This is a genomic window from Pantoea sp. BR_17 (genome assembly GCF_041955125.1).
Lineage (GTDB): Bacteria > Pseudomonadota > Gammaproteobacteria > Enterobacterales > Enterobacteriaceae > Pantoea > Pantoea stewartii.
Map to the genome: position 1 here is coordinate 149,685 of NZ_JAVAXT010000008.1, position 11,527 is coordinate 161,211.

The window sequence follows — 11,527 nt, forward strand, 5'->3', positions numbered from 1 at the left end:
GGTATGCTACCACTAGCTGCCTCAAGGTTTCCAGAAAAGGGGTTGTATCTTATTTCTCAGGTCTATATAGTTGCCCGCCTCCCAGGCCATTGAAGGCTAAGGGAATGGCGAGCCAGGTAATCAGTCAGGAAGGTGGCATGTCTGCACAACCGGTAGATTTACAAATTTTTGGTCGTTCTTTGAGAGTAAATTGTCCGCCTGAACAGCAAGATGCGCTGAACGCGGCGGCGGAAGATCTCAATCAACGGTTGCAAGATTTAAAAGTTCGCACTAGAGTCACCAATACAGAGCAACTGGTGTTCATTGCCGCGTTAAACATTTGCCATGAACTGGCACAAGAAAAAAACAAGACGCGCGACTATGCTGCTAATATGGAACAACGAATCCGTATGTTACAGCAGACGATAGAGCAGGCATTAGTTGAGCAAGGTCGCATAACTGATCGTCAGGATGCGAAGTTCGAATAATACTTCATGGTCACTGTGCTACACTGACGGTGAAGTCAATTTTCTCTGAGATGTTTGCAAGTGGGCCAGTCCCCTGAGCCGATATTTCATACCAACAGAATGTGACGCTCCGCAACCTGTGAGCATGCTCGGTCCGTCCGAGAAGCCTGATGGTTGCGACGGCATGTTCACCTTGAACCAAGGGTTCAAGGGTTACAGCCTACGGCGGCATCTCGGAGATCTCCTTTCTGGTTGTACTGCATTATCCCCCACCAGACATGATATAGTGCGTCGCTCAGGCGACTTCTTCTGGGGGACACCATGTCAGAACCCTCTTTACTTCAGCGACAGGACATTCGTCAGCATGTTCGTCATTTACGTCGCGCCTTAACCCCGGAACAGCAACATACTGCCGCCGAACAGCTTGCGGAACACGCGATTAACTTTGCGCCTGTCTCCGACGCCCAAAACGTCGCGCTGTTCTTATCCGTCGATGGGGAAATTAATACGCGTCCGCTTATCGCAAAATTATGGCAGCAGAACAAACGCGTTTATCTTCCTGTGCTTCATCCCTTCTCTGCCGGTCATCTGCTTTTTCTGCGCTATACGCCAGAAACGCCGCTGAGCCCGAACAAGCTACGTATTCCTGAACCGCCACTTGATATCCGGCATATGGTTACGCTGGACGAACTGGATGTGATGATGGTGCCGCTGGTGGCCTTTGATCGCAGTGGTCAGCGTCTGGGCATGGGGGGCGGCTTTTACGACCGCACGTTACAAAACTGGAAACAGCACGCTTTTTTACCGGTTGGCATCGCGCACGACTGCCAGTTGGTCGATTCGCTGCCTGTGGCGGCCTGGGATATTCCTTTGCCCGCCGTGCTGACGCCGTCAACGCTGTGGTTGTGGGAAGAATAAACCCAGGCACTGTTGTGCGCCTGGGTTGATTATGTCGATAAATCAGTAGAGGAGACGGGCGCGGATAGTGCCAGGGATAGCCTTCATCAGCTGCAACGCTTTCTCTGCCAGTTCATGCTCGGCATCGATATCAATCACCACATACCCCATCATGGGTGAGGTTTGCAGGTACTGCGCGGCGATATTGATGCCCTGTTCGGCAAAAATCTGGTTAATTGCGGTCAGCACACCCGGACGGTTTTCATGAATGTGCAGCAGACGGCTTGCGCTGACGCCGTGCATCGGCAAGGACACTTCAGGGAAGTTCACTGCAGACAGCGTTGAACCGTTATCGGAATATTTCGCCAGTTTGCCTGCGACTTCGATACCAATGTTTTCCTGCGCTTCTTCGGTGGAACCCCCGATGTGTGGCGTCAGAATGACATTATCGAACTCACTCAGTGGCGAGACAAACGGATCGCTGTTTGTGGCTGGCTCAACCGGGAACACGTCAATGGCCGCGCCCCCGACCTGCTTGCTGGCCAGCGCGTCACACAGTGCCGGAATATCCACGACGGTGCCGCGTGAGGCGTTGATTAACAGCGCGCCAGGTTTCATCTGCGCCAGCTCATCAGCAGAGATCATATTTTGTGTCGAGGCGGTTTCAGGCACATGCAGACTGACGACATCGCTCATATTCAGCAACTGCGTCAGGCTTCGCACCTGCGAGGCATTACCCAGCGGCAGCTTATTTTCAATATCGTAAAAATACACGTGCATGCCCAGGCCCTCAGCCAGCACGCCTAACTGCATACCAATGTGACCATAGCCGATAATGCCCAGCTTCTTACCGCGCGCTTCGAATGAGCCTTTAGCAATCTTATTCCAGACACCGCGATGGGCTTTGGCGTTCGCTTCTGGCACGCCACGCAGCATCAGCAGCATTTCGCCAATCACCAGTTCGGCGACCGATCGCGTGTTAGAAAACGGGGCGTTAAAAACGGGAATACCGCGCTTTGCCGCCGCATTTAAATCAACCTGGTTGGTACCGATACAGAAACAGCCCACAGCGACCAGTTTTTCTGCTGCGGCAAAAATCTCTTCAGTCAGTTGGGAACGGGAACGGATACCGATAAAGTGCGCGTCACGGATGGAAGCCTTTAATGACTCGCTATCCAGTGCGCCTTTGTGGAATTCAATATTGGTGTAACCTGCAGCACGAAGATTGTCCAGCGCGCTCTGGTGGACACCTTCCACCAGCAGGAACTTAATCTTGTCTTTTTCCAGTGAAACCTTTGCCATTTCCCAACCCTATTCAGAATTCAACGAGGACTGAACGCAGTCAGCCAGCAGTCAAAATATCAAAAAAAACGCCAGCAGCAATACAAACGATTGCCTGACCGGCTGGCTGGCTGGATTCAGAAGCCAAACTTTGCCGGACAAAATCGTGGGTTGGCCGCATCGGGGAGAATGAACCCGCTGTTGATGACGCTTATGTGACATAAGTCACCAAATTTCAGCCTGGCGAGAAAAGTTTTTTTTTAATTAAAAAACGCGGGCGCAAATTATGCGCCCGTCGCGTTATTTTTTCAGCGTTTTGACCCCATCCGGTCCGCCAATCAACGCCACATCGGCACCCCGGGTAGCGAAAAGCCCGACGGTGACGACGCCCGGTAACGCGTTAATGGTTTTTTCCAGCTCAATGGGATCCAGAATACGCAGATTATGCACGTCCAGGATGATATTACCGTTGTCAGTGACGACATTCTGGCGATACTCAGGCAAACCGCCCAGCCTGACCAGTTCACGCGCGACGTAGCTGCGTGCCATGGGAATCACTTCAACGGGCAACGGAAAACGCCCCAGCACGTCGACTTCTTTCGATGCATCGGCAATACAGATAAACTTTTTAGCCACGGCCGCGACGATTTTTTCGCGGGTCAGCGCGGCACCGCCGCCTTTGATCATCTGCATCTGGGGATTAATTTCGTCGGCACCATCAACATAGATGGCCAGGTCATCGATTTCATTCAAATCAAACACCTGAATACCGAGGCTTTTGAGCTTTTGCGTGGAGGCTTCAGAACTGGACACGGCACCTTCAATCTGGTGTTTGATGCTGCCGAGCGCATCAATAAAATGGGCAGCGGTAGAGCCTGTTCCCACGCCGACGATCGTACCTGGCTGGACATAATCAAGTGCAGCCCAACCAACAGCTTTTTTCAGTTCATCCTGCGTCATGGTATGTTTAGAACCTGTGCGATAAGAAAATGCGCGTAGTATAAAGCAAGGTTTGCTGAAAATGCTCGGATGCATTGGGCGGATTTAATGCTTTGGAAGCCAGCCCACAAAAATACCCCAGACTTTTGCTCAGGCACATTTGTGGCATCGTAACGTCCACCCTGAAGGAGAGAAAAGAATAATGAAACGCCCGGACTACAGAACGCTTCAGGCGCTGGACGCAGTGATACGTGAACGTGGCTTTGAACGTGCTGCGCAAAAACTGTGCATCACCCAGTCGGCCGTATCGCAACGCATCAAACAGCTGGAAAACCTGTTTGGTCAGCCGCTGTTGGTTCGCACCGTGCCCCCTCGTCCCACTGAGCAGGGGCAAAAGCTGCTTGCGCTGTTGCACCAGGTTGAACTGCTGGAGGAAGAGTGGCTGGGAGATGAAATCAGCGGTACGACGCCGTTACTGCTCTCCCTGGCAGTGAACGCCGACAGTCTGGCCACCTGGCTGTTGCCTGCATTAAAAGACGTGCTGGCCGATTCGCCGGTGCGCCTTAACCTCCAGGTTGAAGATGAAACCCGTACGCAGGAACGTCTGAGACGTGGCGAAGTGGTCGGCGCAGTCAGTATCCAGCCCCAGCCTTTACCCAGTTGTCTGGTTGATCAACTGGGCGCCCTGGATTACCTGTTTGTGGCTTCCCGTGACTTTGCCGAGCGCTTTTTTCCCAACGGCGTCACCCGTTCCGCGTTGCTGAAAGCGCCTGCCGTCGCATTTGACCATCTGGATGATATGCATCAGGCCTTTTTACAGCAGAACTTCGATCTTTCGCCGGGCAGCGTGCCCTGCCATATCGTTAACTCTTCTGAAGCCTTTGTGCAGATGGCCCGTCAGGGCTCAACCTGCTGTATGATCCCGCATCTGCAGATTGAGCGCGAACTGGCGAGCGGTGAGCTGATCGATCTGACACCGGGGCTGTATCAGCGCCGGATGTTGTACTGGCACCGTTTTGCACCGGAAAGCCGACTGATGCGTCGGGTCACCGATGCGCTGATTGCGCATGGTCATCGGGTTCTGCGTCAGGACACGATGGAATAGCGGCCAGAGGCGAAAGTGAAGGCCGGATAAACTGGAAGACGGTGCGTGCCAAACGCGACTCTCTGCCGCTACCGGGCAGCATTCCTGATCTGCTTATTCTCCTGACAAACCGCCCGGAACCGGACAGCCTGTCCGGGCTTCTGCTGAACTAAAGAGAATAATCCCCTGTGCCGCAGCAAGCGTCAGGCGTTGCAGTGAGAGTGTACCCTGCTAAAAGCAGCACGGCTCCATGGCCATCAGGGGCGTGATTTCAGCAGGTGATACCGGGCGCTGAAAAGCGGGAATCAACCAGAGATTGCCCCCGCAGGGATGCGGAGGAAAAGCGCCGCCGGCAAAGGAACAGGCCGACTGCGACAGTCCGTCAGGTTGCTGAGCGATGGAAAGGCACCGCATCAGCGGCGCAAAGCGCACCTGGTAAACACGGCCGCTGATGGCTTCACGACAGCATCGATAGGCTTACTGTGCCGTATTGGGTTTCATCTCAAAAACCACATCAACCTGGTCATCGAAGTTAATGCTTTGCTGGTCGTAGGTTTCCTGCGCGGAAGTATCGGCCGCTGCCGCGGAGGCTTTAAACATACGATTCATCGGCATAGGCTGGTAGTTAGCGACCTGATAGCGAATGCTGTAGATTGGCCCCAGTTTGGCGTTAAAGCCTTCTGCCAGTTCTGTGGCTTGCTGAGTCGCATTTTTGATGGCGGCTTTCAGCGCCTGCTGCTTGTAGCGCTCAGGATTGGCGACGCCTAACTCGACGCTGCGAACTTCGTTCAGTCCCGATTTCAGCGCGCCGTCAAGCAGCTCATTCAGCTTGTCCAACTGGCGGACGGTCACCTGAACCTGACGTACCGCACGGTAACCTTTCAACTGCGATTTACCGTCTTTGGTATAATCGTATTCTGGCTGCGTGGTCAGGTTGGCCGCTTCAATATCCTTTTTCTCGATGCCGTTTTTCTGCAGGAAATCAAAATACTGCGCAACACGACTGTCGACCTGTTTCTTTGCCTCTGCGGCATCTTTCGATGAGACATTCACCACAATTGACAGCGTCGCGATATCCGGGCGGGCATCAACCGTCGCTTTGCCTGACGTCACAACATGGGGTCCGTTTGGCAGTTCATCAGCCTGTGCGCTTAAAGGCAATGCCCCTGCGCTCATCATCGCGACAAGCGCCAATGCTTTCAGTTTCATGAAAGTCCTCCTTGAAAGGTCAGTTCGGTGGCTTCGGGTCCGAAGCCGGCACGCGCATCATATTACGCCTTGCTTGGAGTGAAGGTAATGACAAAAGTTCGGAAAACGGGTCTGGATAACCCGTTTTCGTTTACCTTTTGCTCAAAATCCTGTGATAGCCTGCTGTGCGAGTTGAAACGCGATAAACCACATGACCGCGCCGACCAGCAGGTTGATGAGGCGTTGCGCGCGCGTTGTCTGCAGTAACGGCGCAAGCCAGGCCGCCAACAGGGCTAAGCCAAAAAACCACAACACAGAGGCACTGACGGTCCCCAGGGCGAACCACTGACGCGCGTGGGTATCAGGCAACTGGCTTCCCAGGCTGCCAAGCACAACAAAGGTATCGAGATAAACGTGGGGATTGAGCCAGGTGACTGCCAGCAGGGTAGCAATGATCCGGCCTCGGCTCTGCCGGATATCCAGGCCTGACGCCAGCGCCAGCTCGCGGCTAAAAGCGGTCCGTAATGCGCCCCAGCCATACCAGAGCAAAAAGGCCACACCTGCCCAGGTAATCACGGTCAGCAGCAGTGGCGACTGCTGCAGGAGCGCACTTCCCCCAAAAATCCCCGCGCAGATCAGCACAACATCGCTCAGCGAGCAGAGCGTGGCGGTCATCAGATGATAGTGCCGTTTCACGCCCTGATTAAGTACGAAGGCATTTTGTGGCCCCAGCGGCAGAATGAGCGCGGCCCCAAGAGCAAGCCCTTGAAAATAAATCGATAACACGGGAAATATCCTTACATCAGTCAGATGTCAGGCATTATAGGGAAGCCGATATGATTAGCGGAAATGGAAAAAATTAATACGTCATTAGCCATTTTAATGGGCGGCGGCTGCCGCCCATCGGCTTAACGGGTGACCGCAGTTTCCGCGTCAGGTTTGTTCACCTGATGCAGATGGACATCCATCTGTGGGTAAGGAATACCAATGCCTTTGTTATCCAGCGCACGTTTGAAGTTCTTGAGCAGATCCCAGTAAACGTCCTGCAGATCGCTACTGTTGCTCCAGCAACGCACAACGAAATTCAGCGATGAAGCGCCCAATTCATTCAGGCCAATCTGGATGCCACGATCTTTTAAGACACGCTGATCGGCTTCCACCACTTCACGCAGCAGGGCAATCACCTCATCCACATCGGCTTCATAGGCCACGCCGACGATGAATTCATTACGGCGCACGGGTTCACGCGAGAAGTTGATGATATTCCCGCTGATGATTTTGCCATTGGGCACCACCACAATCTTGCCATCCGCCGACCGCAGTGTGGTCGAGAAAATCTGCACATTCAGTACGGTGCCCATCACGCCGCCCAGATCAACAAACTCACCGGTACGGAAAGGACGGAACGTGACCAGCAGTACACCGGCTGCCAGATTGGACAATGAGCCCTGTAGCGCAAGGCCGACGGCCAGACCTGCCGCACCCAGCACGGCAATGACCGACGCGGTTTGCACGCCAACGCGTCCCAGCGCAGCAATCACCGTAAACGCAATGACGCCATAACGAACCAGCGCGGAAAGAAAGTCTGCCACGGTGGCGTCAATATGACGCGCGATGAGCAGACGATTAACGGCGTTTGAAATCACTCTGGCGATGACCATCCCGACAATAATGATGGCAACAGCCGCAACGATATTCACGGCATAACTCAGAATCAGCGCCTGGTTGTGTACTAACCAGCCACCGGCACTGTTGATACCATCCACAACATTCAAGTCTTCCATTTGTAAGCCCTGTTGATGAATCCCCGAGGGGGAAAAACAAAAACTGCCAGATGTAATCCGACACCCAGGGATTAAGGGTAATCAATTATTTAGCCTGGTGCCAAATTACATGGCACCATAATGAGGACGGGCAGCCTGAATCGTCGCCACAATGCGTTTGACTCCCCTCGCTTCGCCCTTCCCTGTTGAGAAGTTTTTGAGCATAAAAGGTGGTGAGCGATGCCGCTGTAACCGGACGTCGACTTATCAAAAGCGCAAAGAGAAAGGTGTGCAAAGGCGGGATAAAAAAAGTCCCGATCGGCTGATCGGGACAGAGTCAGTCACGCTGACGTCCTGAAGACCTCAGCGCTGAGCAACGCTACTTACAGAACGTCAACGGCGTTGAGTTCTTTGAACGCCTGCTCCAGACGCACCACCATGGATGCCTGCGCAGCGCGCAGCCAGACGCGTGGATCGTAGTATTTCTTGTTCGGCTTATCAGCGCCTTCTGGGTTACCCAGCTGCGCCTGCAGATAGCCTTCGTTCTTTTTGTAGTACTGCAGAATACCGTCCCAGGTCGCCCATTGAGTATCGGTATCGATGTTCATCTTGATCACGCCGTAGCTGATAGACTCTTCGATTTCTGCAGCAGAAGAACCTGAACCACCGTGGAACACGAAATCCAGCGCATTGTGCGGCAGGCCATGTTTTTCACAGACAAATTTCTGGGAGTCACGCAGGATGGTTGGGGTCAGTTTCACGTTACCGGGTTTGTAAACGCCGTGGACGTTACCGAAGGATGCCGCAATGGTGAAACGCGGGCTGATCGCATTCAGTTTTTCGTACGCGTAGTTCACGTCTTCTGGTTGGGTGTACAGGGCAGAAGCGTCCATGTGGCTGTTGTCCACGCCATCTTCTTCACCGCCGGTGCAGCCCAGTTCGATTTCCAGGGTCATGTCGATTTTCGCCATGCGCGCCAGGTATTTGCTGCTGATTTCGATGTTTTCTTCCAGTGACTCTTCAGACAGGTCGATCATATGAGAAGAGAACAGCGGCTTGCCGGTTTTTTTGAAGTGCTCTTCGCCTGCGTCAAGCAGACCGTCGATCCACGGCAGCAGTTTTTTGGCACAGTGGTCGGTGTGCAGGATAACCGGCACGCCATACTGTTCAGCCATCAGATGCACGTGCTGTGCGCCAGAGATCGCACCGAAAATGGCGGCGCCCTGTGGCTTGTCGGTTTTAAAACCTTTACCGGCGATGAACGCAGCACCGCCGTTAGAGAACTGTACGATAACCGGGGCTTTAACTTTCGCGGCGGCTTCCAGCACAGCGTTAATTGAGTCAGTACCGACGCAGTTAACCGCTGGCAGAGCGAATTTATTCTCTTTCGCTACTTTGAAGATCTTCTGAACGTCGTCACCAGTGACAACGCCGGGTTTTACGAAATCAAAAATTTTAGACATGATTGTGTCCTGTTTCGTGACCGGTTATCCCCAACATGGGGACAGCGATTTAAACGCCCGGTATCGGGCGAGTTTTCAGGCAGTGCCGCCAGGCACCGCCCCCAAAGGATTACTGCTTCGCACGCTCTTCCAGCATGGCAACGGCAGGCAGTTTTTTGCCTTCAACGAACTCAAGGAACGCGCCGCCGCCCGTCGAGATATAGGAGATTTTGTCTTCAATGCCAAACAGATCGATAGCAGCCAGCGTATCACCGCCACCTGCAACAGAGAACGCGTCACTGTCTGCAATCGCGTTAGCGACAATCTCGGTGCCTTTACGGAAGTTCGGGAACTCAAACACACCAACCGGGCCATTCCACAGAATGGTTTTCGCATTCTTGAGGATGGTTGCCATGGCCTGAGCGGTTTCGTCGCCGAAGTCCATAATCTCTTCGTTATCTGCCACTTCCGAAACCTTTTTCACGGTTGCCGGGGCAGTTTCAGAGAATTCCGTGCCAACGCGTGAGTCGGTTGGGACAGGAATACCGTACTGATCGCGCAGGCCTTTTGCCGCTTCAACAAAGTCTGGCTCATACAGCGATTTACCCACTTTGTTATCGATAGCGACGAAGGTGTTCGCAATGCCACCGCCGACAATCACGGTGTCAGCAATCTTGACCAGCGACTGCAGCACATCAAATTTGGTTGAGACTTTTGAACCACCGACAACGGCCACCAGCGGACGCTCAGGGTTTTTCATCACTTTACCCAGCGCGTCCAGCTCAGCCGACAGCAGCGGGCCCGCACAGGCGACAGGCGCAAATTTACCCACGCCGTGTGTAGAGGCCTGGGCGCGGTGCGCGGTGCCAAAAGCATCCATCACGAACACGTCACACAGTGCTGCGTATTTTTTTGCCAGCGCTTCGTCGTCTTTCTTTTCGCCTTTGTTAAAGCGAACGTTTTCCAGCACAACCAGCTCGCCCGCGCCGATATCGACGCCGTCAAGGTAGTCTTTCGCCAGCGTTACCGGGGTGCCGTTCAGTTTTTCTTTCAGGTAGTTCACTACAGGCAGCAGTGAGAATTCGTCGTTGTATTCACCTTCGGTCGGACGACCCAGGTGAGAGGTAACCATCACTTTAGCGCCCTGCTTCAGAGCAGCTTCGATGGTAGGCAGAGACGCACGGATACGTGCATCTGACGTCACTTTCCCTTCTTTTACCGGCACGTTGAGATCGGCGCGGATTAGAACGCGTTTGCCAGCAAGATCCAGATCGGTCATCTTAATTACGGACATGGTGAACCCTCTCGTTGATTCTCATAAGTTTTGCCAGACGCAAACCGCGTCTTACCTGAAACCGCTTGCGGCCATCGCTAACGTCGTGTCGATCATTCGGTTAGCAAAGCCCCATTCGTTGTCGCACCAGACCAGGGTTTTGATCAGATGCTGACCGCTGACCCGCGTTTGTGTACCGTCCACAATGGCACTGTGCGGATCATGGTTGAAATCTATTGAGACTAACGGCAACTCCGTATAGTCAACTATACCACGAAACGCCCCTTCTGCCGCGCTCAGCAACAAGGCGTTAACCTCACAGGCCTTAACCGGCTGACGCACAGAAACGCTGAGATCAATGGCGGTCACGTTGATCGTCGGCACACGCACTGCGATGGCTTCAAAGCGATCGTTAAATTTCGGAAAAATACGCGTAATGCCTGCCGCCAGGCGCGTGTCCACCGGAATAATAGACTGACTGGCTGCACGCGTGCGGCGCAGATCGCTGTGATAAGCATCGATCACCTGTTGATCGTGCATCGCCGAATGGATCGTCGTCACCGTGCCCGACTCAATCCCAAACGCATCATCCAGCAGCTTAATCACGGGAATAATGCAGTTGGTGGTGCAGGAGGCATTCGAGACAATACAGTCCGTTTGTTTCAGTTCCTGCTCGTTAACACCGTACACGACGGTGGCATCAAGATCGTGACCACCCGGATGGGAAAACAGGACTTTTTTAGCGCCAGCGCGCAGATGAGCTTCACCATCCTGGCGGGAACCATAAACGCCGGTACAGTCCAGTACCACATCGACATTGAGTTCGCGCCAGGGCAGCGCGTCCAGTCCGGCGTGGTGCAGAATACGAATGGTATCTTCTCCCACCCACAGCAGGTCCCGCTCCTGGTGAACATCCAGTGCAAAACGGCCATGACTGGTGTCGTATTTTAATAAGTGCGCCATGCCTGCGGCTTCCGCCAGCTCATTAATCGCCACCACGGTGATTTCAGCACGGCGTCCCGTTTCATACAGTGCACGCAACACGTTGCGTCCAATGCGACCAAAGCCGTTTATTGCAACCCGAATGGTCATCTTTCTCCTGCCAAACCAGACTGAAAAAAAGGTGCAGATAGCCTGAGCGTTTCACCACGTTTTGTACAGGAGATTCTTACCCGATGCAGGGTGAACGCGCCATAACTGAAACGGTTCAGCGA

11 protein-coding genes and 1 other RNA gene are annotated in these 11,527 nt (G+C 53.6%); 4 read left to right on the forward strand and 8 right to left on the reverse strand.

Going from position 1 to position 11,527, the window contains the following annotated elements; translation table 11 throughout:
• Positions 1-137 precede the first annotated feature (137 nt).
• The 3 genes from zapA to RAC60_RS14070 all read left to right on the forward strand — a co-directional run bounded on the left by zapA (position 138) and on the right by RAC60_RS14070 (position 1,364).
• Entirely contained in the window at positions 138-467 is a 330-nt protein-coding gene (zapA, locus tag RAC60_RS14060) for a cell division protein ZapA (protein ID WP_006120829.1), read from the forward strand.
• A gap of 39 nt (positions 468-506) precedes the next feature.
• Positions 507-690, forward strand: a non-coding RNA gene (ssrS, locus tag RAC60_RS14065) — 6S RNA.
• A 77-nt stretch (positions 691-767) separates the two neighbouring features.
• Positions 768-1,364, forward strand: coding sequence for a 5-formyltetrahydrofolate cyclo-ligase (locus RAC60_RS14070; RefSeq protein WP_033739632.1), 597 nt, complete (start codon positions 768-770; stop codon positions 1,362-1,364).
• Between the two features lie 42 nt (positions 1,365-1,406).
• On the opposite strand, the gene serA is transcribed toward RAC60_RS14070, so the two are convergent.
• Both serA and rpiA read right to left on the reverse strand, forming a co-directional pair.
• Positions 1,407-2,645 carry a phosphoglycerate dehydrogenase gene (gene serA, locus RAC60_RS14075; protein ID WP_006120831.1) on the reverse strand — a complete coding sequence of 413 codons (1,239 nt, stop codon included), beginning with the start codon at positions 2,643-2,645 and terminating at the stop codon, positions 1,407-1,409.
• Between the two features lie 279 nt (positions 2,646-2,924).
• On the reverse strand, positions 2,925-3,584 hold the full coding sequence (gene rpiA, locus RAC60_RS14080) for a ribose-5-phosphate isomerase RpiA (RefSeq protein WP_033739634.1): 660 nt from the start codon (positions 3,582-3,584) through the stop codon (positions 2,925-2,927).
• A gap of 181 nt (positions 3,585-3,765) precedes the next feature.
• Here rpiA and RAC60_RS14085 point away from each other — a divergent pair, with 181 nt between their 5' ends.
• Positions 3,766-4,668: a LysR family transcriptional regulator ArgP gene (locus tag RAC60_RS14085; protein ID WP_006120833.1), complete on the forward strand. Its 903-nt coding sequence runs from the start codon at positions 3,766-3,768 to the stop codon at positions 4,666-4,668.
• Positions 4,669-5,124: 456 nt separating this feature from the next.
• Here RAC60_RS14085 and RAC60_RS14090 read toward each other — a convergent pair whose 3' ends face one another.
• The 6 genes from RAC60_RS14090 to epd form a co-directional block, all read right to left on the reverse strand.
• Positions 5,125-5,856 (reverse strand): oxidative stress defense protein, encoded by a 732-nt coding sequence (locus tag RAC60_RS14090; protein WP_006120834.1) that lies wholly within the window; start codon positions 5,854-5,856, stop codon positions 5,125-5,127.
• 141 nt (positions 5,857-5,997) lie between these two features.
• Complete coding sequence (gene argO / locus RAC60_RS14095) at positions 5,998-6,621, reverse strand: arginine exporter ArgO (RefSeq protein ID WP_058702217.1); 624 nt, start codon at positions 6,619-6,621, stop codon at positions 5,998-6,000.
• Between the two features lie 122 nt (positions 6,622-6,743).
• Complete coding sequence (gene mscS, locus RAC60_RS14100) at positions 6,744-7,619, reverse strand: small-conductance mechanosensitive channel MscS (RefSeq protein WP_006120836.1); 876 nt, start codon at positions 7,617-7,619, stop codon at positions 6,744-6,746.
• 362 nt (positions 7,620-7,981) lie between these two features.
• Entirely contained in the window at positions 7,982-9,061 is a 1,080-nt protein-coding gene (fbaA, locus tag RAC60_RS14105; protein ID WP_039339288.1) for a class II fructose-bisphosphate aldolase, read from the reverse strand.
• A gap of 109 nt (positions 9,062-9,170) precedes the next feature.
• Positions 9,171-10,334: a phosphoglycerate kinase gene (gene pgk / locus RAC60_RS14110; protein WP_033739641.1), complete on the reverse strand. Its 1,164-nt coding sequence runs from the start codon at positions 10,332-10,334 to the stop codon at positions 9,171-9,173.
• A gap of 51 nt (positions 10,335-10,385) precedes the next feature.
• Positions 10,386-11,405 carry an erythrose-4-phosphate dehydrogenase gene (gene epd / locus RAC60_RS14115; RefSeq protein ID WP_058702218.1) on the reverse strand — a complete coding sequence of 340 codons (1,020 nt, stop codon included), beginning with the start codon at positions 11,403-11,405 and terminating at the stop codon, positions 10,386-10,388.
• Positions 11,406-11,527 lie beyond the last annotated feature (122 nt).